Origin of the sequence: Catenulispora sp. GAS73 (genome assembly GCF_041262085.1) — a bacterium.
In the GTDB taxonomy this organism is placed as follows: domain Bacteria; phylum Actinomycetota; class Actinomycetes; order Streptomycetales; family Catenulisporaceae; genus Catenulispora.
The window spans coordinates 139,534-162,623 of sequence record NZ_JBGCCM010000023.1 but is presented as its reverse complement, the minus strand read 5'-3'; the positions used below and the strand labels follow the sequence as shown (position 1 = coordinate 162,623).

Here is a 23,090-nt window from a genome sequence, read left to right as displayed (position 1 = left end):
GATACGCGGGGCGGGATCAGCGGCGGTGGTCTTCGTGACCGCGCTGGCAACGGGATGCACGAGCTCGGCCGGCAGCAAGCCGCATACCCCGGCCGAATCTCAGGACGGCGGGAAAGCAAACGCCGCGACAGCCCTGGCCGCAGCTCCCGGAGCCCTGAAGGCGGCGAAGACCATGACGCTCGACGAAACCGGAGCATCCAACGGCCAGACAACCCACCTCACCGCCGAGTTCGACTACAGCGGAACCTTCAAAGGCCAGATGATCATGACGGTGACCGGCGGCACACCAACCGATCCCACCCAAGAACTTCCCTCCAAGATCGGCGCACTCGCAAACGCCGGCCAATGCTACGAACCGGTCGACGGAGGCGTGGCGACCACCGTCGGCGCCGCATTGCTGAAGGCGCTAGGCAAGCACTGGGTCCAGGTCCCGGGGATGGACACTTCTCTGGCCGCAATGAGCATGCGGACCTACCTCATGGCCGGCACGGCGGCCCGCTCCGACGACTACCTGCACAACGCGCTGGCCGCACTGCTGTCGTCAGGGGTGCTGATCCCCGACCCGGCCGCCCAGACCGGCGGAACGTTCCACTACACCGGGACACTGGACGACCCGGCGCTTAAAACCGCGAAGTTCACCGACGCACAACGCCAAGGCATGACGGACGACATGAACACCCGCAACGTCATGACCGAAAAGCTCGACGTCTGGCTCGCACCGAACGGGTTGCCAACCGAGCTCAAGTTCAGCGAAACGAGCAGCAACAGCACATACGGCGACCCACCCCTCAGCGGCGACGCACACTTCACCTGGGGCCAACCGGTGACGGTGCCCATGCCGGCAGCTTCGGACGTGACCAGCGAGTCCGAAGTCAGCAAGGCCCTCATGACGCTCGGTGGGCAGCCGAGCTAGGCCGCAGCGGGACCGGATGAAGATCCCGGTGGGGCTGCGGGTGGTGACCGGTCAGCGGCGGCCGGCCCCGTGGTGAGGGGGTCCGAAGGACCATGGGGGGTGTTGGTTCTGGGTCCCTCGCCGCGTCGGCGGGCTCTGCCAACCTGGCCGGGCCGGTGGTGTCAAGCCGGACGAAACAGCACCACAGCAACAGTGATCCGGCTTTACACCACCGGACCGGGCTGGTTCCGTTTACGGCGACGACGCGGCGAGGGACCCAGAACCTCGGCGACCACAAGCAGCGACCGCCGCCGACCAGCGCGACGCAGGCAACAGCGGATAGGAAGCCGAGCGGTCGCGGACCGGCGCCGAAGCGCCGGACGCGCGGGTCGCCCCCTCGCTGTAGAGCGCCCGCCGGAGGCCTCAAGGCGCCCACCACGCACGACGATTGCCGCCTACGACATGCGCAGTGACTCGGACCGGCGCGTGGTCTTGCACGCGCAAACCGCCACCCGCCAGCGCACTGCCGCAGAAGCCTGAACCGCCGCGCGGTCGTGCCAGCGAAAACCGGCGGCCGCCAGCGCGACCTGCGCGACACAACCGAACTGCGTCCCCCAGCGAGGCCATAAAACCTGCGCGAAGCCGTAAATATCGCCTGTAAAACCACAGAACTCCGCACACCCGGCAGCGCTCAAGCACCCAGCAGGAGCACCGAAGAAGCACACGAGACGGCCTAGACGACCTAGAACGCCCTAATCACCCCAAGACCCCTAAACAACCACAACCCGCTTCCCCAACGTATGCCGCCGCAAAAAGTCAACGCACGCCTGCGGACCCTCGTCAAGGCCATAGCGCCGCGCGACCGTGGCGCGCAGCTCGCCGCGCACTCCAGCCTCGGCGACATCGCGCATGGAGGCGAGCTCGCCGTCCATGTCAAGAATGAAGCGAAGCTCGATGTCATCGCGGCCGAGCAGATCCAGAGTAGTGACCGGGAACGTGATCGTCAGAAGTCTGCCCCCAGGGCGCAGGGCTTCCGCCACGGCGGACAGGCGATCACCCGGCAGCGCCACGTTAATCGCCACATCGACATCAGCCGGATACTCAGAGTCCTGGTACCCAATGACCTCGTCAGCGCCAAGTCCCCGCACCACCTCCGCCTCGCCATCCCCGTCAGACGCCGTAGCGATCACGTACGCCCCGGCGCCAGCAAGCAGCGGGAGCAGCGCGGTCCCCACCCCACCGGTCGCCCCGATCAGCAGAACCCGCTCCCCCGGCCGCACGTCCCCAGCCCGCGCCGTCGCCAACGCCGCCTGTCCAGCAGTAGCAAGCGCCGCAGCCTCCGGCGCAGCGAGGCCCGCCGGGCGGTGCGCAATGAGCGGCGTGTCCGCTTCGACGACCGCGTACTCCGCCATCGCGCCAGTGCCGAGCGAGGGCCGCGTGCCGGCCATGGCGCGCAGCACTCGGGGAACGGCCGTGCCGAACACCTCGTCGCCGACGGCGTAGGCCCTCACGCCCTCACCGATCTCGGCGACGGTTCCGGCGAAGTCGACGCCGGGGATATAAGGGAACTGAGCCTCCACCACGTCACGAAACTCCCCGCCGGGCAACTTCACGTCCGCCGGGTTGACAGAGGCGGCGGCGATCCGCACCCGCATCTGCCCGGGCCCGGGTCGCGGTACGGGGACTTCAGCGACCGTGTACTGCTCGGGCGGGCCGTAGCCGGTGGCGACGACGGCTTTCATCACCTTCGAATCCTGCTTGTCCACTACCCCTCCAGAAACGGACCGGGCGGTCAGTTTCCGCCCGCGAAGAGGCTAGCGATAAGCGGACCGGCCGGTCAACTTGTTAGGCTGCGGCAGTGAGCACCCCTCCGACCACGCCCGAAGCCTCCCGCCCTGCCCGCCCCCTCCGCGCCGAAGCCTCCCGCCCCTCCCGCCCCCTCCGCGCCGACGCCGCCCGCAACCGTGCACTCCTGCTCACCGCCGCCGCCGACGAGTTCGCCGAGCACGGCCTGGACGCCTCGGTCGCGGACATCGCACGCCGCGCCGGCGTCGGCAAGGGCACGGTCTTCCGCCACTTCCCGACCAAGGACGACCTGATCGCCGCGATCGTGCTCGACCGCGTCGAAGACCTGCGCACCGTCGGCGAACGCCTCCTGACGGCCGACGATCCCGGCGCGGCACTGCTGGAGTTCCTCATCGCCGCCGGCCACCAGCGCCAACAACGCGATCTGTCGTTCCTGATGGCCGCCGGAGAACTGAAACCCGAAGTGAAACAAGCCCAAGCCGCACTGTTCCAAGCCATCGAGGACTTGGTCGCCCGAGCCCGCACCGCCGGCGCAGTCCGCACCGACGTCACCGGCACCGACGTCTTCCTCCTGATGTGCGCCCCGAACTACGTCAGCGGCTACGTCCCCGACGCCCCACCGGACCTGTGGCGCCGCTACCTCGCGATCATCTTCGACGGGCTGCGACCCGAAGGCGCGCACACCCTGCCGCAACCCGCCCCCACGCTCTGAACCGCCCGCTCAATCCCAGCTCATCCCGAGCTCAATCCCGAGCTCAATCCCAGCTCAATCCCAGCCCATCCCGAGCTCAGCCCCATCCAGGCAACGGCGCCAACGGCCAAGCCGGCGGCTCCGGCAGCTCTCCGCCACTCAGCCCCGCGGCATCGCACCGACCGCTGAGCCATCCCAACACCAGGTGGCCCGCGCCAGTCACCACCGGACCCTCGCCGGCCACCTCCCACGACTCCCCGAGATCCACGGCCTCCACGCGACCGATCGGGAACCCACGCACAGCCAGCGTGCCGAGCGTGTCGTCGAGCGCCCAGGCGACGTAAGCCGGCGGCCAGTCCTCAACGCGGTAGCCGACGGCAAGATCGACGTGGTGAGTCTCCAGTTCCCGCACACACCGCCTCAGCGTGTACCAGACCGGATGCTTCCAGCCCGCCAGCGCGGTGACGAGCGTGTCCCAGCGGTCCCGCGGCATCGATTCAGCAGCGTCGAGCAACCGGTCCAAACCGCCGGCGAGTTCCCCAGCGAGCTCGCCGATCGGACGCGCCGCAAGCCCCTCCAACTCGCGCACCATCGCAGCACGGTCCGCGCGAGGTCCGGGCTCAACCCCGTCGCGAGCCAGTTTGGTCATCCACAGATACGCATCAGCACTCTGCATCAGGTGCCCGACGACGTGAGCCCGGGTCCACCCCGGCAGCGCGGACGGCTCGCGGCCCTCCGCGTCGCCGATCCCGCTGAGCGAGGCGGCTATTCGCACGCCCGAGTCGCGGATCTCCTCGATCAGCTTCACACCGCCACCGGCGCCTTGATCGCCGGATGCGGGTCGTATCCGAGCACTGCGATGTCCGCGTATACGTAGTCGAACAACGAGTCCACCGGCTTCAACTCCAGCGTCGGGAACGCCCGCGCCTCACGCGTGAGCTGCAACCGCGCCTGCTCGACGTGGTTGTCGTAGACGTGCACGTCGCCGCCGGTCCAGACGAGGTCGCCGACAGCCAGGCCGGTCTGCGCCGCGATCATGTGGGTCAGCAGCGCATAGGAGGCGATGTTGAACGGCACGCCCAGGAACATGTCCGCGCTGCGCTGGTAGAGCTGGCAGGACAGTTCGCCGTCGGCGACGTAGAACTGGAAGAAGGCGTGGCACGGCGGCAGGGCCATGTTCGCCAGCTCCGCGACATTCCAGGCGGAGACGATGATGCGGCGCGAGTCAGGGTTCGTACGCAGCTGGTTCAGGACCTCGGTGATCTGGTCGATGTGACGGCCGTCCGGCGTCGGCCAGGAGCGCCACTGCACGCCGTAGACCGGGCCGAGGTCGCCGTCGGGGGCGGCCCACTCGTCCCAGATCGTGACGCCGTGCTCCTGCAGCCAGCGGACGTTGCCCTCGCCGCGCAGGAACCACAGCAGTTGGTAGGCGACGGACTTGAAGTGGACCTTCTTCGTCGTGATGAGCGGGAAGCCGTCGTGGAGGCGGTACCGGAGCTGGTGTCCGAACAGCGATCGCGTGCCGACACCGGTGCGGTCGGACTTGACCGCACCGGTGGTCAGCACGTGCTGGAGCAGGTCTTCGTACTGGGTGTCGGGCATGCGTGCACGGTACCGCCTACGGCGTCGCGGGAGCGTCCACGACGCGGCGGGACCCGATCACGGCGCCGCCGGGGCGCCGACCGGTTCGGGCTCCGCGCGGCCGGGCCTGGCAGCCGGCATTTCCGGCTCGCCGTGCACCAGCCAGTGGATCGCCACCGCGGCGATCGCCCCGACCAGCGGTGCGACGATGAACAGCCAGCTCTGCGACAGCGCGTTGTTGTCCGCGAACAGCGCCGGGCCCAGCGCTCGGGCCGGGTTCACCGACGTACCGGTCAGCGGGATGCCGACCAGGTGGATCGCGGTCAGCGCGGCGCCGATCGCGATGCCGGCCACCGGCTTGTCCCCGGGGCCGCGGGTGGTGCCCAGGACCACCAGGACCAGCACCGCGGTGAGGATGATCTCGACCAGGAACGCGCCGGACGCGGAGATGAACAGGTCGGAGTTCTTGCCCCAGCCCGGCGAGCCGAACGACTTGCGGGAGAACGGGCCGCCGCCGAGCGGTTCGCGCACGGCGCTGGCGATCCAGTGCAGCAGCACCGCGCCGATGATGCCGCCGGCGAACTGCGCCACCCAGTACAGGACGCCGGCGATCGGGGACATCCGCCGCGCCAGCACCACGCCGAGGGTGACGGCCGGGTTCACGTGGCACCCGGACACCGTCCCGATCATGTAGACCAGCGCCAGCAGCGTGAAGCCGAACGCCAAAGCGATGCCGATGTCCCCGACGAACTTGCCAGCGAAGATAGCCGTCCCGACCGCCAGCACGACCAGCAGCATGGTGCCGACGAACTCCGCCATCAGCGCCCGCCAGCCGCCCTCGACCTGGTCGAGCACTGATGCGCCGGCTCTGGGTGTATTAGGAGCGTTGGGCGCATCAGCGGCGTGGGGTGCGTGCACCGGTTCCGAGCTCATAAGGCCTCCTCAAGATCAGCCCAGGACCCCACGGTAGGCGCCGCTCCCGGCCGGTGCCCCGGTACGGCAGGGCCGTCCGGGTGGTCGGCGCGGGCCGAAACCCGGCCGGGGCTTGGCGACGCGCCGCTGGTGGGAGGTCCCCCGAAGGTCCCCCGAACGGAAGCCCTGAGCGACAGAGGCCTTGTACTCACAGAGCGCAGGGCGTTTCCGAGGGCTCAGGCCCGGCGCGCCGCCCACGCCGTGCGCGCGCCGCGCACCACCAGATCGCCGCGCCGCAGCAGGAACTCCTCGCCGTCGGGATCGAGCAGGCGGTCCAAATTGGCACGGTCTTCGGCGGACAGCTGGTCGGCCAGGCGTTCGCGCAAGCGGCTGGTGATGCGCTGCGCCAGGCGGTTGGCGGCCGGCGGGGCGGGATGGATGGCGAGGTCGAAGACGCGCTTCTCGGCGACTGTGAAACCGGCCCGCTCCAGATGGCCGGTCCAGTCCGGCCAGGAGTTCCAGCCGTTGTCCGCCGAGGCTCGCCGGCAACGTTCTTCCAAGCCTGGAAAGACACCGTCAGGCAGGAAGCGCGGCATCCCGTCCATCTCAACGACCACGAGCAGCCCGCCGGGGTTCAGCGCCGCGTGGATGTCGGCGAGGACCCGGTCGGGGTCGGCGACGTGGTGTAGCGAGGAGCTGGCCCAGGCCAGGTCGGCGGTGCCGACCGGCGGCCAGGCGGTGTCGAGGTCGGCCTCGACCGGGCGCACGCGGTCGGCGATGCCCTGCGCGGCGGCCGCGGCCTGGAGGCGGTCGAGCATGGTCGTCGAGCGGTCGATCACGATCAGCTCGGCGTTCGCAAAGCGGCGCGCGAGCGCCAGGGTGCCGGTGCCGGTGCCCGCGCCGACGTCGAGGACGGTGTGCGGCTCGGCTTCGGTGTGGGTGGCGGCCCAGGAGGTCAGCTCGTCGAGGTAAGGGCCGACCACCTCCGCGTCGAGGTCCAGGATGTCCGCCATGGAGGCGTCGGCGGCAGCGTCGGCAGCCGCGTCCGCGCCATGCTGGTGATGGCCGTGCCCTTGCTGGTGACCGTGCCCTTGGTGGCCGATGTGATCGTGTTCCATGCCTCCAGCCTAGGCACGATCTGCGCGAGCGGCATACCATCTTGCCTATGACGCAAGAACCCGACGTCGACGCCATCGTCCGCCAACGCATCCGCAGCCTGCGCCTGGCCCGGGGCTGGACGCTGGACTCGCTGGCCGCACGCTGCGCCCTGAGCCCGTCCAACCTCAGCCGCATCGAGACCGGCCAGCGCCGCATCGCCCTGGACCAGCTGGTGCCGATCGCCCGCGCCCTGGGCACGACGATCGACCAGCTGGTCGAGCCGCCGGACGAGGCCGGGGTGGTGATCCGGCCCGAACCGGTCTGCGGGAACCCGGGCATGACCAGCTGGCTGCTGTCCCGCGAGCGCTTCCTGAACGGAGTGAGCGTCGCCAAGGTACGTATCACCGACGAGCGCCCCACCGGCCCGGACCAGCTACGGATCCACTCCGGGCACGAGTGGTTCACGGTCCTGTCCGGGACCGCCGAACTCCGGCTCGGCGAGCGCACCATCCTGGTCCAGGAAGGCGACGCCGCGGAGTTCAGCACGATGACGCCGCACCTGATCACCGCGCACGGCGCCGCGGTGGAGATCCTGTCGATCCTGGACCACGAGGGCGAGCGCGCTCACCGGCACGACACCGACCCGCGCTAACCGCGCCAGCCACCACTGGCCCGCGCTGGCCGACACGACCCGCGCTGAGCCACCGGCCCGCACCGGCCCGCACCGAGCCGCACTAAGCCGCGCTGGCCTGCGCTGAGCCGTACTGAGCCGTACTGGCCTGCGCCGAACCGCACTTAGCCGCACCGGCCCGCACTGACCTGCACCGAACCGCACTAACCCGCACCAGCCCACGCTGACCCGCACCGAACCGCTGAGACCGCCAGGCAGCCGGCCGTCCCGCGTCCGCCCGCTAACGGTTCGCAGCGCCGCCGGTCTGGTCCCGCGCGAGCACGTCGGCCACCGCGTCGACCACCGCCTCGATCGAGTCCCGCACCCCGGGCGACAGCTGCTCGTCCTCGGTCAGCCGCGACAGCCGGCGCCGCGCCGATCGGCCGCGCAGACCCGGATACAGCTCCTCGTCCAAGCCGCAGGCGTGCACGATGCTGCCCAGCGCGCGGTCGCCGGGCGAGGAGACGTTCTCGACTCGCGTCCTGACATACGCGCACCGCTCCAGATCCACGAGCACCAGCCGCGACCGCGTCCGGCCGCCGTCCCCCCGACGCTCGATCCGGATCACCCCCCGGTCGGCGAGCAGGGTCACGTACTGGTGTAGCGCCGCCGGCTCCGTGGGCCGCTCGCTGAACCAGGACTGCAACCGCGGCGCCCCGCCCTCGGCGTGCAGCGTGGCCAGCGACCGGTCCACCAGCGGGTGGCCGATCGGCCGCGGATCGGCGACCGCGATCCGGCCCTCGGCCACCGCCACGCGCCCGGCCAGACTCAGGTCCAGCGCCTCGGCCCCCCGCAGCGCCGGGCCCATCGCCTCGGCCGCCTGCACGCGTCCGTCGCGCGGGCTGATCGCGAGTAGGAGTAGATCATCCCCGATTGTCACAGGGCCGAGCATAAGGGTGCTTACTACACTGGTGAAAGACGCGAGCGACGACGAACCCTTACATCAGGGCCCGGACGCCGTACGCCGATGTGCGGGCGGCGCGCGAGATCGCGCTGGCGGCACCCCGCCGTTCGCGAACCGCGGCGCCGGGGAAGCGCCGTAAGTGGCGCCTTGAGACAGGCTTGAGACGCGCCGACGATCGCCCCCGGACGCCGAGCGACCGCCTCGGCCGACTCCAGGACTTACACGCTCAAGGTAACCCCCGCCCAGTCCGCCGAAACCGGCGCGAGCCAGGCGAATGATTCGCCACCGAGCAGGCCATGTCCGCAGATGAGCCGCTTTCGAGTGAATCCTTAGGTGACAACCCCTAACCGTCGAATAGCGCTTTACCGATCCCTTGCGACGGTCCGTCTGGTGTCATGGTACTGATCCCCAATAGATCCACTACAGATCCACTACGGCGCCGATCTGCACGGCGGCCGAACCGGGGCCCGGCCGCGCCGCATCAGAGCCTTTATAAAGACACTGAAAAGCTGTCAAGATCTACTTTTCAGGCAAATCCAAAGGCTTCGTCAAATGTCTTGACTTCGCATCGCGGCGAATGAAACCTTCGAAGACGTAGCAGTCCAAGCGAGGACAAGAGTGCCGGAAAAAGACAGGACACAGCTGCCTGCCTGCCGTGGGGGTCCGGTTAGTACGCCGCCGTCGCAACGCACTGATGTGCGCCGCGCGCGCCCTCCTTCGAACCCGGTCGTCTTGCCGCGTTGACGGAACGGAGGGGGAATGCCGGTCCAAACCACTTACCCCGGCGTCTACATCGAGGAACTCCCGAGTAGCGTCCGGACCATCATCGGGGTCACCACCTCGGTGACCGCTTTCGTCGGGCAGACCCGCCGGGGCCCGCTCAACCAGCCGGTCACGCTGACCAGCTTCGCCGACTTCGAGCGCCAGTTCGGCGGGATCAGCGCCGACAGTCCGGTCAGCTACGCGGTCTCCCAGTTCTTCGCCAACGGCGGGAACGTCGCCATCGTGGTCCGCGCGGCCGCGGCGGGCACCGGGGCTTCCGCGAGCGAGGCCCTGGCCTCCACCGACAGCCAAGCCACCGCGACGGCGCTGACGCTGACCGCGACCGAGCCCGGTGCCTGGGGCGACGCGCTGCGCGTCACCGTCGACTACGGCACCGCCGCGCCGGCCGGCACCTTCAACCTCACCGTCTTCGACACCGGCGGCACGATCAGAGAGTCGTACAGCAACCTGTCGATGAGCTCGGCCGACCCGCAGTACGTGACCTCGGTGGTGAACGCCGGCTCGGCGGTGGTCTCGGCCACCGCGACCGGCAGCGGCCGCCCGGACCCGTCCGGCACGGTCTCCAAGGACTTCCCGACCACGCTGCCCGACCTCACCCAGAGCTTCCAGGTGGCGATCGGCTCGGCCCAGCATGACGTCACCATCTATCAGAGCCCTGCGGACGGCGCCTCGCCGCCGGCCACCGTCGCGGAACTGGCGACGCTGTTCGAACGCAAGCTGCGCGCGCTGCCGGACGCGCCGGGCAAGCGGGCCTTCGGGGGCCTGCGGGTCTACGCGGTCGGCCAGAAGATCCAGGTCGTCGCCGGCTCCTCGGACCCGGCGGACACCGTGCGCTTCTCCGGCACCGAGGCGAACAACCTCGGCCTGGAGGGCACGGTCAACCCGCCGGCGTTCGCGCTGACCGGCGGCACCGACGCCGGCAAACCGTCGCCGACCGACCTGATCGGCAGCGAGGCGGCCAAGACCGGGATCCAGGCGCTGCGCGACGTGCTCGACGTCAACCTGCTGTGCCTGCCGGAACTGGCCGCGTACAGCGACCCGGTCCAGGCCACCACGGTGATCTCGGCCGCCGAATCGCTGTGCCAGGACAAGCGGATGTTCCTGATCGTGGACGCCCCGGCGTCCTGGACGACGCTGGACACCGCGCGGGCGCACCTGTCCGACTTCGACCCGGTCCGCAACGACCACGCCGCGCTGTACTTCCCGGCGCTGGAGGCGGTCGACCCGCTGACCGGCCGCCTGCGGGAGTTCCCGCCGTGCGGCGTCGTGGCCGGCATCATGGCGCGCACCGACAGCCAGCGCGGGGTGTGGAAGGCCCCGGCCGGCACCGACGCGCAGCTGATGGGCGCCTCGGCGCTCACCGTGACGATGACCGACCCGGAGAACGGACTGCTCAACCCGCTGGGTGTCAACTGTCTGCGAAACTTCCCGGTGGTGGGTCCGGTGGTCTGGGGCGCCCGGACGCTGGCCGGCGCCGACATCCTGGCCTCGCAGTGGAAGTACGTGCCGGTGCGCCGGACCGCGCTGTTCCTGGAGGAGAGCCTTTACCGGGGAACGCAGTGGGTGGTCTTCGAGCCCAACGACGAGCGGCTGTGGTCGCAGATCCGGCTCAACGTCGGCGCGTTCCTGCGGACCCTGTTCCAGCAGGGCGCGTTCCAGGGCACGTCGGCGAAGGACGCGTACTTCGTCAAGTGCGACAAGGACACCACCACGCAGAACGACATCGACAGCGGCGTGGTGAACATCGTGGTCGGCTTCGCACCGCTGAAACCGGCGGAGTTCGTGGTCGTGCAGATCCAGCAGATGGCCGGACAGCTGCAGGTGTGAGGGGGACCCAATGGCGGAATTCACAGTCAACGCACAGCGCTTCGATCCCTACAAGAACTTCAAGTTCCTGGTGGTGTGGGACGGCCGCACGGTCGCCGGGGTCAGCAAGGTCAGCGCCATCAAGCGGACCACCGAGGTGGTCAAGCACCGCAGCGGCGGCGACCCCTCCACGCCGCGCAAGTCGGCCGGGCGCACCGAGTTCGACGGGATCACGCTGGAGCGCGGCATCACCCACGACATGGAGTTCGACCAGTGGGCCAACAAGGTCTGGATGGTCGGCGCGGGCCGCGGGGTGGAGTCCTCGCTGCGCGACTTCCGCAAGGACATCGTGATCGAACTGCTCAACGAGGCCGGCCAGGTCGCGGTGGCGTTCAAGGTGTACCGGGCCTGGGTGAGCGAGTACCAGATCACCTCCGAGCTCGACGGCAACGCCAACGCCGTCGCGATCCAGCACATCAAGCTGGAGTGCGAGGGCATCGAGCGCGACCCGGAGGTCGCGGAGCCCGAGGAGCCCTCGTTCACGTTCCCGTCCTGACCGGTTGAGCCTTTCCACAGGACGGGGCCGAGATGCCGGGGGCGGTGGAGGTGCTGGCGACCTGGGAGGCCGGGACGACGGCCGGCGCGGCCGAGCGGACGCTGCTGTTGCACGCGCTCGCACGGCCGCGGGCCGCCGTCGCGGAGCTCAAGGCGACGGCTGTGGGGCGGCGGGACGCGGAGCTGTTCGCGTTGCGCGGCGCGCTGTTCGGGGACCGGATGGAGGTCGTGGTCGGGTGCCCGGACTGCGGGGAGAAGCTGGAGTTCGAGCTCGGGGTGCGGGCGCTGCTCGGGGATCGGGCGCGTCAGACCCCTGATGAGCAGAGCTCCATCGAGCAGAACAGCTCCTCCGAACCACAGATGCTGCACGTCGACGAAGGCTCGTGGTCGGTCGACTTCCACTCACCGACCGCGGCCGACCTCGAAGCGGTGTCCGGCATCAGCGATGCCGACGCCGCCCGCAAGGCGCTGCTGACCCGGATCGTGATCCGGGCCGAGCGTTCCGGCCGCAAGCTCGACGCGTCCCGGATCCCGGCGTCAGTGCAGCAGACCATCGCTTCGGCCGCCGCCGAGGCCGACCCGACAGCCGACGTCCGGCTGGCGATGCAGTGCCCTGAGTGCTCCCAGAAGATCAGCGCGGAACTCGACATCTCCGAATACCTGTGGCGCGAGCTGGACGTCTGGGCCCGCGCCGTCCTCTCCGACATCCACCTCCTCGCCTCCTGCTACGGCTGGAGCGAGGACCAGATCCTGGCGCTGAGTCCTCAGCGACGCCGCTACTACGTGGAACGGTGCGTCGATGGCTGACTTCTTCGACCGACTGCTCGCGAAGTCCGCGTCCGCGCCGGTTCCGCGGGCCGCGGACGGCGACGGCGTCAGAAGCGCCGCCGCACAGCCTCGGCTGCCGCATCCGTTCGAACGCCCCAGCACGGCCGGGGACCTCGAATGGACCGAGCAGCCGCCATCAGAATCCGAATACTCAAGGCGGGGGAACGCGATGGAGCATCGGAGCGAGCCGACGTTCGGCACTCGGGCCGCCGGGCCCGCGCTGCCGCGCTCCGAGGACCGCGCCGTGACCCGGTCCCGGCCGGACACTCGATCCTCGACAGACCATGCTGTCAGTCCCCTGCTTGTCCTACCGGCAGTGGCTGAGCAACCACCGCCCCGATCGAATCCGCCGACACCGACGGTCGCCGCGTCGCAGAGTTCTTCCAGACTCACCGGCGCTTCCGCATCGACCGATTCCTCCGCCACCGCCTCGATCCTCGGCTCGCCGACGGACCGCCCCTCCGCCACCGCGATGCCCGCCTCGCGCCAACCCTCGGCCCAACCCGCGCCGACGCCGCGGCCCCGCCTCGCCGAACGCGGCGCGCCGCCGACCCAGCGCGCGGCCACCGCACCGCAACCGCCGTCGGTCACCGTCCGGATCGGCCGGCTGGAAGTCCGCGCCGCGACCCCGGCGCCCGCAGGTCCCGCGTCCCGGCCCGACCGCCGGACGCGCGAACCCGCGCTCAAGCTCGACGAGTACCTGGCCCGTGAAGGGGGGCGCCGGTGAGCAACTTCCTGGCGGTGGCCACGGCCACCGAGGCGCTGCGGCTGTTCATCGTCCGGGCGCTGACGCCCGACATCCCGTTCGCCGTCAACGTGACCTCCGGCCGGCCGCCGGCCGAACCGCCGGCCGAGCCGACCATCACCGTGTTCCTGTATCAGGTGACGCCGGACCCGTACCTGCGCAATCTGGACGAGCCGATGCGCGCCTCGGACGGCACGCTGCTCAGCCGACCGGTCGCGGCGCTGGATCTCAGTTACCTGATCACCTTCTTCGGCGACGAGACGCAGCTGGTCCCGCAACGCATGCTCGGCTGCGTCGTGCGCAGCCTGTACGAGCTGCCGATGCTCACCGACGACCTGATCGCCGAGGCCGCGCAGATGCCGTTCCTGGCGGGCACCGACCTGCCGGCGGCGCCGCAGCGGATCCGCTTCACCCCGACGCACATGGACACCGAGGAGCTCTCGAAGCTCTGGTCGTTCCTGCTCCAGACCAGCTACACGCTGTCGGTGACGTATCAGGCCGCCGCGGTGCTGCTCGACGGCCGCGAGACGCCCACCGCCGGCAAGCCGGTCCTGAGCCGCACGCTGACCGCCGTGCCCAGCACCGGCCCGCAGATCAGCGAGATCCTGTCCCGGCCGACCTCCGACCCCGGCGCGGTGCCGCAGCCCGGCCCGGTCCCGTCCGGCAACACGCTGGTCGTCCGCGGCAGCGGCCTGAAGTCCGACGAGGTGCTGGTGCGCTTCGACGCGCTGGAGGTGCCGGTGCCCGCGAACCAGGTGCGGGACACCGAGCTGACCATCGCGGTGCCGGCGACGTTGCAGCCCGGGACGTACACCGTGTCGGTGGTGCACAACCTGCTGCTCGGGGTGCCGCCGACGCCGCACCGCGGGTTCGAGTCCAACGGCGTGCCCATCGTGCGCCAGCCGACGATCACCGGCGCGGTGACGGTGACCGGCAAGACCGGCACGGACCCGGTGTCCGCGCAGCTGGGCGTCACGCTGGACATGCCGGTCGGCGACACCCAGCGAGTCAGCATGCTGCTGGACGAGATCACGCCGGCCGCCGGGACGCAGCCGCGCAGCTACCAGTTCGACGCGCCGTATCCGGTCGGCACCCGCACTAATCCGCAGACGGTGACGGTGCAGGCGACGAACGTCGCGGCCACGTCGTATCTGGTGCGCGTGCAAGTGGACGGCGCCCAGAGCCCGCTCGCCATCGGCGCGTCAGGGCACTTCGACTCGCCGTCAGTGGACCTCGGCGCGGCTGCGGCCACGCCGGCTCCCGCGAAGAAGGCCGCGGCACGCAAGACCACGCAGGCTCCGTCGACGAAGCAGCAGGGGAGCTGAGATGAGCGGGGCGCGCCCGGACGGCCGGGGTGAGGAGCACCTGCGGGCGCTGGCCGCCGCGATCTCGGACGTGCTCCGGCGGCTGGACGCGCATGCGGAGAGCAAGCAGGGGTCTGATAAGGAAGCCGACGGCGGCCGCCCCTCCGCCGAGGCAGCCGGCACCAGTGGTGCCACCGCTTTGGACACTGTCACCGCCTGCTTCGGTCTCACCCCCTTCGAGCGCGACCTCCTCGTCCTGGCCGCCGCCGCCGAGATCGACCCGCGCACTCCGGCCGCGTGCGCCGCCGCCTCGGGACCGGAGCTCGGGTATCCCACCTTCGGCCTCGGGCTGGCCGCGCTGAGCGACCCGCATTGGAGTGCCCTGACACCGGTCGCTCCCCTGCGCCGCTGGATGCTGCTGTCCATCGACGAGTCCAACGCGCTGACCAGCGCCCGCATCCACATCGACGAGCGCGTCCTGCACTTCCTGCTCGGCGCCCCCTACCTCGACCCGCGTCTGCACGGCCTCATCGAGGCCACGCCGCGCCCCGACGCGCTGCCCACCTCTCAGCACGTCGCGGCGGAGCGGATCGCAGCGGTCTGGCAGCGTCCTGACAGCGAGCCGCGGGTCGAGATCGTCGGCGCCGACCGGCAGACCCGGATCGAGATCGCCGCCCACGCCGCCGCGACCTGCGGCCTGCGGCTCTACGCCGTCCGCGCCGGCGAGCTCCCCGCCGACCCGACCGACCGCGACGCTCTGGCGCGTCTGTGGGAACGCGAAGCCGTCCTGCTGCCCGCCGCGCTGCTGGTCGACGTCGACGGCCCTGAAGACGCGGCCCGCGCGGAGGCCGTGCTCGCGGCCGGCACCACCCCGTTCGCGTTGTCGAGCCCTGATCCGCTGCCGACCCTACGCGTCCACCGCGAACGTGTCGGCGCGACAATGCCGACTACCGAAGAGCAGCACGTGCTCTGGGCGTCCACGCTCAACGGCACTGCTGCGCTCGCCGAGCCGAAGCTGCGTGAGCTCGTCGCGCAGTTCTCGTTGCCCGCGCACGTGATCCGCGCCGCCGGTGTCGCCGTCCGGCACGCCGCCGAAGGCCAGGACGCGGCTGCTGATCAGGACCCCGGCGAACTCCTGTGGCGCGCCGGTCTCGCCGAGGCCCGCATGGGCCTGGCCGACCTCGGCCGCCGGGTGGAGCCGCGCGCGTCCTGGGACGACCTGGTCCTGCCGACCGCGCAGCGCACGATCCTGCGCGAGATCGTCGCGCACGTCCGGCAACGCGCGACCGTCTACCGCGACTGGGGCTTCGACGCCGTGCTGCGCCGCGGCCTCGGGGTCACCGCCCTGTTCGCCGGCGGCTCGGGCACCGGCAAGACCCTCGCCGCCGAGGTCGTGGCGCGCGAGCTCGGCCTGGACCTGTTCGTCATCGACCTGTCCCAGGTGGTCAGCAAGTTCATCGGCGAGACCGAGAAGAACCTGCGCAAGGTCTTCGACGGTGCCGAGCGCGGCGGCGCGCTGCTGCTGTTCGACGAGGCCGACGCGCTGTTCGGCAAGCGCAGCGAGGTCAAGGACAGCCACGACCGGTACGCGAACCTGGAAGTCAGCTATCTGCTGATGCGCATGGAGGAATACCGCGGGCTGGCGATCCTCACCACCAACATGAAGAAGGCGCTCGACAGCGCGTTCATGCGGCGGATCCGGTTCGTCGTCGATTTCCCGTTCCCCGACATCCCCGAACGCGCCGAGATCTGGCGCCGCGTCATCCCGGAGCAGACCCCCGCGCGCGGCCTGGACCCGGCGCTGCTGGCCCGGCTGACCGTGGCCGGCGGCTCGATCCGCAACATCGCGCTGGCCGCCGCGTTCCTCGCCGCCGACGAGGGCGAGGAGCTGCAGATGCGGCACATGCTGGCCGCCGCCAGGACGGAGTACCTGAAGCAGGAGCGCTCCCTGCCGCCTGGCGAGGTGGCCGGATGGATCTGATCCGCGAGGTGCACCTGGAGATCGACGAGCTGGTCTTCACCGGGCTCGGGGCACTGGACGCCGCGGGCGTGGCGAGCGTGTTCGAACGCGAACTCGGTCGGTTGGTGCGCTGGAAGGGGCTGCCGATGGAGGCGCTGCGGCCGGAGCGCGTCGCCGAAGCCGTCGCGGCACTGGCGCCGTTGCCGGCGACCGGTTCGGCGCGGCGATTCGGGCTGGCGCTGGCGAACGCGCTGTTCGCCGGGCTTTCTGGTGGCGCGACGGCGCAGGCTTCTCCTATATCTACTGCGCCGTCTCCGCAACGCCGCTCCGCAAGGCCTGGTCCATCTGGTCCATCTGGTCCATCTGGTCCATCTGGTCCATCGGGGCCTGAGTCGGCCAGGAGCGCGGCATGAGCGCCCCGGCGGCGATGGCGCCGCAGGCGAAACAGGACTCGAACAAGGACAGCAGCAAGGGCGGCAAGCGTCGCGAGCGTCAGCCCAAGCAGCGGCAGCCGCTGACCCGGCCGCGTCCGGCCGCGCCGCGTCCCGTCGAGCCGGGCAAGATCCTCGCCTCGGCGGGCCGCCCGCTGGACTGGGGACTGCGCCGGGACTTCGAGGTGCAGCTCGGCCACGACCTGTCGCGCGTCCGTGTGCACACCGACCGCGACGCCGCCGGTCTGGCCGAGCTGATCGGCGCCGACGCCGTCACCGTCGGGCCGGAGATCTTCTTCGCCGCCGGAGCGTACCGCCCGGAAACGGCGGAGGGTCGCAGGCTCCTGGCTCACGAGATCCTGCACACCGTCCAGAGCCCGCAGCCGCGCGGATCGCTCGGCGGCCGGCGCGACGGCGACGGCGGACTCGGCCGGGTCAGCGTCGCCTCCGAGCCGATCGAGCAGGAGGCCGAGCGCGCGGCGCGCGGGCTGGCCGCCGGCCGGGCCACGAACCAGGCGCGGCAGGTGCGCGAGCATCTGGAGCCGGCGCCGGGGCTGCTTCGCTACGCCACGGTCAGCGCCGACAATCAGCGTACTGAGCAACTCGACCCGGCGACCGTCGTCGACCGGCTCGTCGCCGGGCTGCTGCGCTCGCTGCGCGGCGACCCGGACGACCGGTCGGGCCGCGTCCAGTTGCAGCTGGCGAAACTCGCGCCCGAGCTGCGCGAGAACGTGCTCGACACGATGCGGCAGCGCATCCCGTCCTCGGACTTCGCCAAGGTCATGGCGCTGGTCGGCAAGCTCGACGACCAGGCCAGCGATCCGCCGATCGACTCGCACGAGACGCCGGGGCCGGTGTCGGAGCCCGATCCGGAGGGCGAGCAGGACGACCGGGAGACAGAGCGGCAGTCGCACGGCGAGGTCGTCGAGGTCGAGAGTCGGGATAAGAAGGCTGAGAAGGCTGAGAAGGCCGAGACGGACCGGGACCAGCACGAGGCCAAGGACAACGACCAGGACAAGGACAAGGACAAGGCACAGCAGACCGCTGACAAGGACAGCGAGAAGCACGACAAGGAACCGCACGAGAAGGTCGCCAAGAAGGACCAGCACGACAAGGCCGAGGTCGCCAAGGACTCTGAGCAAAGCAAGGACAGCGCCGAGAAGGCGCAGAACGCCGCGGCCGGTGAGAAGAAGGTGCCGGGTGCGCCGGGAGCCCAACCGGCGGCGGGGGCGCTCGGGGCGGCCGGAATCGGGGCCGTGGTCAGCGCTTCGGCTGGCGACGGCGGGTTCGGCAACGTCGCGGCCGGAGCTGTCGACGACGCCGCGTTCGCGCTCGACAGCCCTCTGCTTCAGCACGGGCTGCTGCGGCGTAAGGGACAACAGAAGCACGACACCGTGCCGCCCGGCGAGGAGCCGATCGGGCTGCCCGCAGACGCCACCGCCGAGGTGGCGGCGCCGGCTGAGGTGACGCCGGAGGCTGAGCCGACCGCGGGGGCTGCGGGTCCAGCAGCTTCCCGAAGTGCCGGCGGGGCGGGTGCCGGCGGCGGAACGGCTGCCGGTGCTACCGGTGCTGCGGGCACCGCCGGGCCGGTGTCCGACGGCCTCCCCACGTCAGACCTCGATGTCAGTGCGGTCCCGACCGCGGACCAGATCAAGCTGTCCTCCGACGGCTCGGTGGTCGAGCCGAGCGTGCCGAGCTTCCCGGCGCCGCCGAAGGACGACGCCGTCAACCCCGACGTGCCGCCGGAGCAGGAGGCGCGGGAGCGTACCGCCGACTACCGCGCTGATCAGGCGCAGGAGCAGCACGAGGGGACGCAGGCGCAGACCGATCCCGGGCAGGTCGGCCCGGATGCGATCGAGACCGAGCCGGAGACCGAGCCCGCGGCCGAGAGCGCGGCGCCGTCGCAAACCGACGTTCGTGGCGGTGCGCCGTCCGGAGCGGACGAGCCGGGTCTGGACGACCAGTCCGCGCCGTCCGGCCCGGAAGCCCACGCCGGTCCCGACGGCGGGGAGTTGGCACAGGCCGCCGAGCACGGCCAGCCCGAGGGCGGCCCGCAGGTCGACGAGGCGTCCGGGGTTCCGGAGAACGGTGCGCCGGGTGCGGCCGAGCCGGATCAGCAGTCTGATGCTTCGGGCCCTGATTCCGCGCAGCAGCCGGACCAGCAGGCCGATAGCGCTCCCCCGGCCGACGGCTCGCTGGAGGCCGGCGGCGGAAGCTGCGGCGGTGCGGCGAACACGGCGCCGGACACGGACGACGCGAGCAAGGGATGTGGCGGCGGAGGCGGAGGCGGGGGTGCCGACGCGGCTCCGCCAGCTCCGGCGCCGCCGCAGGTCGCGACGCAGGAGCCGCAGGCCGCGCTGGCGACCATCAGTACCCTGCCACCGGACCAGATGCAGGCCACGATCGGCGGCGTCGACCAGTCCGTGCAGACCTCGGTCGGCAAGGACCGGACCGCTCTGGCGGCCGCGCCGCCGTCGATCCAGCGGCCGTCCGGGGCGCCACAGGTGCTCAACGGGCCGCCGACCTCCGCGCCGCCGGTGGCGACTCAGGTCCCGAAGATGGAGGCGCCGCCGCCACAGCAGAAGGGCGTGGAGCAGAAGCCGCAGGAGAAGCAGGTCGCGAAGGGCCCGGCGCCGGCGGCGAACGTGCAGCCGCCCAGCGTCGCCGGCGACACCGAGGGCAAGGTCACGCAGGAGGAGGCGGACCGCGTCCAGGGGTCGATCAACAACATCCCGACCACCGACCCCTCGCTGCACACCACGGTCGGTCCGGCACCGACGGTCCAGCTGACCGGGGACAAGGACCCGGCGCAGACCGACCAGCAGATGGACACGCTGCACGACCGGTCGGGGCAGGTCGCGGCGGTCGGGCGTCAGGATGCTGCGTTGCCATTGGGCGAGACCCAGATCTATCCGAATGTGCATCCTGAGACGCTCAAGGGCGCGGTGCCGGGCCCCGCCGGCGCGCAGGGCGGGCCCGCTGCGGCCGGGGCCGGCGCGGGCGCCGGGGCCGGCGGCGCGGGTGCGGGCGCCGCGAACAGCATGGCGCAGGCCACGTCGGTGGTAGCCCAGCAGGAGCGCGGGCCGCAGTTCAAGGCCGCGTTCGACCAGGGCTCGACGCAGATGGGCACCAAGCAGCAGAAGAAGGACACTGACACCACCCAGGCGCACGAGCAGAACCAGCAGCAGATCGACGCCGCCGTCAAGGAGGCGAGCAGCCAGCAGACCGACGAGCGCGGGAACGTCAAGCAGCAGGCGGACCAGGGGCGTCAGCAGTGGCGGGCCGAGCAGGACCAGAAGATCGCGGACGCGAACAAGGACGCCGACACCCGGCACGGCAAGGCCCGCTCGGACATCGACACCCAGGCCAAGAGCACCGACAAGCAGATCACGGACCGTCAGGACACTGACAACAAGAACATCGACGACCAGCGCGCCAAGGCCGAGGACGACGCGCGTAAGGAGAAGGCCAAGAAGCGCAGCCGCGGAGGCGGCTTCTTCGGCTGGGTGAAGTCGAAGATCAGTGCGGCGTTCAACGCCATCTGCCACGCCATCAACGACATCTTCGACGCCGCCCGCAAGCTGGTGCAGGGCATCATCAGCACCTTCACGAAGTTCGTGACCGGCCTGATCGACCTGGCCGCCAAGGCCATCGTCGGCTTCATCAAGGCCTTCGCCGCCGGCCTGATCGCCCTCGGCGACGTGCTCCTGGCGGCGTTCCCCGGCATCCGCGACAAGTTCCGCAAGCTGATCGAGGGCTGGCGCGACAAGGCGATCGCCAAGGTCAACGCGATCGCCGACGGCCTGAAGGCCGCCGTCACCAAGCTCCTGTCCGCCCTGGGCAGCATCCTGTCGAGCATCCTCGACGCCCTGCAGGCCGGGCTGATCGCCGCGGTGAACTACGTCCGCAACCAGATCAACAACCTGATCACCTGGGCCCAGCAAGCCCTGGCCATCTTCGGCGAGTTCGCCTCCATCATCGTCGACATCGCCCAGAACCCCGGCCGCTGGATCAGCAACCTGGCCACCGCCGTGAAGGACGGCGTACGCCTCTACCTGTTCGGCGCGATCGTCAGCGCCGTCAAGAACTGGTTCACGCAGAAGATCGAGAGCATCATCGGCCTCGGCAAGGCCATCTTCGACATCCTGGTCAAGGGCTGCATCAGCATCGGCCAGATCGTGAAGATGGCCTGGAAAGCACTGATAACCGCCCTCCCCCAGATGATCATCCAACTGGTCATCGAGAACGTGATAGCGGCCCTGATCCCCGCAGCCGGAGCCGTCCTCAAAATCATCCAGGGCCTGGTCGCCGCCTACAACACCATCAGCCGCATCATCGCCGCCATCAGCACCTTCATCAAGTTCCTGAAGGCGGTGAAGTACGGCCAAGCAGCCTGCCTCTTCGCCCAGACAGTGGCATCAGGCGCGGTAGCCCTCATCGACTTCATCGCCAACTGGCTCCTGTCCAAACTGAAGGGCGCCGCCAGCGGCATCACGAGCAAACTCAAGGGCATCGCCCAGAAAATCATGGCCGCCCTCAGCCGCGGCGCGAAGACCCTCCGCAAGGCAGCCGGCAAGGCCTTCACCGCCGCCAAGAAGGGCGCCAGCAAGGCCATGGCCGCACTGAAGCGCGGCGCCAAAAAACTCGGCAGCCTGACCAAGAACGGCCTCAAACGCGCCGGCGCCCTAGCCAAACGCGGCTGGAACGCCCTCAAGCGCGGCGCCAAAGCCCTCGGCCACCGCCTGGCGCACACGAAGCTGGGCAAGGCGCTGCTCAACGGCGCGAAGAAGGTCAAGCAGACGTTCCAGAAGTGGAAGCAAAAGGCTTCGGACTGGTGGAAGAAGAAGCATCCACAGAAGAGCCCTGAGGAGCGGTTGGCGGCCGCGGTCGCGCGGATCAAGCCGAAGGTCGAGTTCATGCTCAGGCGGGGTGTGCCTCGGGCTGTCCTGCGGGCCGCCCTGTTCGGGATGCGGACGTGGTACCGCCTGAGCAAGCTGTCGATGAGCGACGGCGATACCTCACAGATCGTGGCCGCGATCAATCCGGAGCAGACCGTATCCGACGCCGAGCTGCTGAAAATGGTGCAGATCGTCGGACATGCCCAGCATCGCATGGAACAGGTCATCAAGAACCGCCAGGAACGGCGGGCGCAGGAACTCGCCGCGGATGCCGCGAAGAACCAGGCAGAGCGGGACGCGGCAGACGCCAACCGGGTCCCGTTGGAGACCAACACGACAGCAGCGCCGCGAGACGCCCTGGACGCGGCGGCTCGGCTCGAATCCCGGGTCGCGAAGAAAGAACAGGTCAAGAAATTCGAGTACGGCGACTCAGGGCTCTACAGCACGATGAACTGGGCAGGATATGGGATGCGGCCCGGCGAATTGCACCCCATCGACCCGGACACCGCCGCAGAGCTGACGCATCTCGACAAGTACACCAACTTCATCGACCACGCGATCAAGGATCTCGAACCCGCGGACATCCAGAAGTACGCGAAACTGTTTTCCGAAGCCGGTTATGACAAACTGCCGACCGACGCCAAGGGACGAAAAGTGGCATCGCTCATCGGCTACTTCGTCACGCTTCGGACCGCGATCGAGACCTCTCGCCTGAAGGCCGCGGGTCTGGCGACCATGGGTGAGGTCAAGGAGATAGTCGCGGCGGCACCTGCCGACGTCAAGGGCATCCTGGAGAAGATCAAGGACGGCCCCATGGTCGCGTTCCGATCGGTCAAGTCGGCCAACGCCCTGGTGAAGGTGGCACGCGAGGTGCAAGCCACTGACCCGGAGAACCAGCTGAGTCTCATCGGCAAGCGCAGGGCCAGGCTGTTGGCTCCGGCGGCCCAGCCCAAGCGCGATCTGACGAAGAATCCCCTCGCGGCGGGGGGCGAGGAGAGCCCAGCGGGTCTCGCGCAGAAGTTGATGTCCAGCATCGAGCGCATCCTGGAGTTGGAGAAGCTGCAAGTACTTCCGGGTGAGGATCAAGCCGCCATCGACGACATGAAGAAACAGATTGATACTCTGCTGGTCCGATGGAAGTGGCTGACCCAGCAAGACCTAAGCAAATGACGCGCCGGGCATGAGCGAAGAGAGAAGAAATTGAGCTCCTGGAAGTACACAAGCAG

General features: G+C 70.1%; 17 protein-coding genes. 11 read left to right on the top strand and 6 right to left on the bottom strand.

What is annotated here, in order from left to right; genetic code table 11:
* The first annotated feature begins 25 nt into the window (after window positions 1-25).
* A complete protein-coding gene (locus ABH935_RS31430; RefSeq protein ID WP_370381564.1) occupies window positions 26-913 on the top strand; it encodes a hypothetical protein in 888 nt (295 codons plus the stop codon).
* A 749-nt stretch (window positions 914-1,662) separates the two neighbouring features.
* Here the strand turns inward: ABH935_RS31430 and ABH935_RS31425 are convergent.
* Window positions 1,663-2,658 carry an NADP-dependent oxidoreductase gene (locus ABH935_RS31425; protein WP_370381563.1) on the bottom strand — a complete coding sequence of 332 codons (996 nt, stop codon included), beginning with the start codon at window positions 2,656-2,658 and terminating at the stop codon, window positions 1,663-1,665.
* A 206-nt stretch (window positions 2,659-2,864) separates the two neighbouring features.
* On the opposite strand from ABH935_RS31425, the gene ABH935_RS31420 reads away from it, so the two are divergent.
* Entirely contained in the window at window positions 2,865-3,410 is a 546-nt protein-coding gene (locus ABH935_RS31420) for a TetR/AcrR family transcriptional regulator (RefSeq protein WP_370381596.1), read from the top strand.
* A 76-nt stretch (window positions 3,411-3,486) separates the two neighbouring features.
* Here the strand turns inward: ABH935_RS31420 and ABH935_RS31415 are convergent, their stop codons facing one another.
* From ABH935_RS31415 to ABH935_RS31400, 4 genes are all read right to left on the bottom strand, one after another.
* A complete protein-coding gene (locus tag ABH935_RS31415; RefSeq protein WP_370381562.1) occupies window positions 3,487-4,197 on the bottom strand; it encodes a maleylpyruvate isomerase family mycothiol-dependent enzyme in 711 nt (236 codons plus the stop codon).
* Window positions 4,194-4,991 carry a thymidylate synthase gene (locus tag ABH935_RS31410; protein ID WP_370381561.1) on the bottom strand — a complete coding sequence of 266 codons (798 nt, stop codon included), beginning with the start codon at window positions 4,989-4,991 and terminating at the stop codon, window positions 4,194-4,196. The genes ABH935_RS31415 and ABH935_RS31410 overlap by 4 nt, the downstream gene beginning before the upstream one ends.
* A gap of 57 nt (window positions 4,992-5,048) precedes the next feature.
* On the bottom strand, window positions 5,049-5,903 hold the full coding sequence (locus ABH935_RS31405) for an MIP/aquaporin family protein (protein WP_370381560.1): 855 nt from the start codon (window positions 5,901-5,903) through the stop codon (window positions 5,049-5,051).
* Between the two features lie 215 nt (window positions 5,904-6,118).
* Window positions 6,119-7,000: a trans-aconitate 2-methyltransferase gene (locus tag ABH935_RS31400; protein WP_370381559.1), complete on the bottom strand. Its 882-nt coding sequence runs from the start codon at window positions 6,998-7,000 to the stop codon at window positions 6,119-6,121.
* A 47-nt stretch (window positions 7,001-7,047) separates the two neighbouring features.
* On the opposite strand from ABH935_RS31400, the gene ABH935_RS31395 reads away from it, so the two are divergent.
* Window positions 7,048-7,632, top strand: coding sequence for a helix-turn-helix domain-containing protein (locus ABH935_RS31395; protein ID WP_370381558.1), 585 nt, complete (start codon window positions 7,048-7,050; stop codon window positions 7,630-7,632).
* Window positions 7,633-7,891: 259 nt separating this feature from the next.
* Here ABH935_RS31395 and ABH935_RS31390 read toward each other — a convergent pair whose 3' ends face one another.
* Entirely contained in the window at window positions 7,892-8,530 is a 639-nt protein-coding gene (locus tag ABH935_RS31390) for a GPP34 family phosphoprotein (protein ID WP_370381557.1), read from the bottom strand.
* A gap of 783 nt (window positions 8,531-9,313) precedes the next feature.
* Between ABH935_RS31390 and ABH935_RS31385 the strand changes: the two genes are divergently transcribed.
* The 8 genes from ABH935_RS31385 to ABH935_RS31350 are packed head-to-tail and all read left to right on the top strand — an operon-like array spanning window position 9,314 to window position 23,034.
* Window positions 9,314-11,164: a phage tail sheath family protein gene (locus ABH935_RS31385; RefSeq protein WP_370381556.1), complete on the top strand. Its 1,851-nt coding sequence runs from the start codon at window positions 9,314-9,316 to the stop codon at window positions 11,162-11,164.
* Between the two features lie 10 nt (window positions 11,165-11,174).
* Window positions 11,175-11,699 carry a phage tail protein gene (locus tag ABH935_RS31380; protein WP_370353123.1) on the top strand — a complete coding sequence of 175 codons (525 nt, stop codon included), beginning with the start codon at window positions 11,175-11,177 and terminating at the stop codon, window positions 11,697-11,699.
* A 32-nt stretch (window positions 11,700-11,731) separates the two neighbouring features.
* Window positions 11,732-12,505, top strand: a complete 774-nt coding sequence (locus tag ABH935_RS31375) for a hypothetical protein (RefSeq protein WP_370381555.1) — start codon at window positions 11,732-11,734, stop codon at window positions 12,503-12,505.
* Window positions 12,498-13,253 (top strand): hypothetical protein, encoded by a 756-nt coding sequence (locus tag ABH935_RS31370; protein ID WP_370381554.1) that lies wholly within the window; start codon window positions 12,498-12,500, stop codon window positions 13,251-13,253. The genes ABH935_RS31375 and ABH935_RS31370 overlap by 8 nt, the downstream gene beginning before the upstream one ends.
* Window positions 13,250-14,596 carry a Pvc16 family protein gene (locus ABH935_RS31365; protein ID WP_370381553.1) on the top strand — a complete coding sequence of 449 codons (1,347 nt, stop codon included), beginning with the start codon at window positions 13,250-13,252 and terminating at the stop codon, window positions 14,594-14,596. Before ABH935_RS31370 ends, ABH935_RS31365 begins: the two co-directional genes overlap by 4 nt.
* A gap of 1 nt (window position 14,597) precedes the next feature.
* Window positions 14,598-16,556, top strand: a complete 1,959-nt coding sequence (locus ABH935_RS31360; RefSeq protein WP_370381552.1) for an ATP-binding protein — start codon at window positions 14,598-14,600, stop codon at window positions 16,554-16,556.
* A complete protein-coding gene (locus ABH935_RS31355; RefSeq protein ID WP_370381551.1) occupies window positions 16,547-16,948 on the top strand; it encodes a hypothetical protein in 402 nt (133 codons plus the stop codon). The genes ABH935_RS31360 and ABH935_RS31355 overlap by 10 nt, the downstream gene beginning before the upstream one ends.
* Entirely contained in the window at window positions 16,945-23,034 is a 6,090-nt protein-coding gene (locus ABH935_RS31350; RefSeq protein ID WP_370381550.1) for a DUF4157 domain-containing protein, read from the top strand. The genes ABH935_RS31355 and ABH935_RS31350 overlap by 4 nt, the downstream gene beginning before the upstream one ends.
* Window positions 23,035-23,090: the final 56 nt, after the last annotated feature.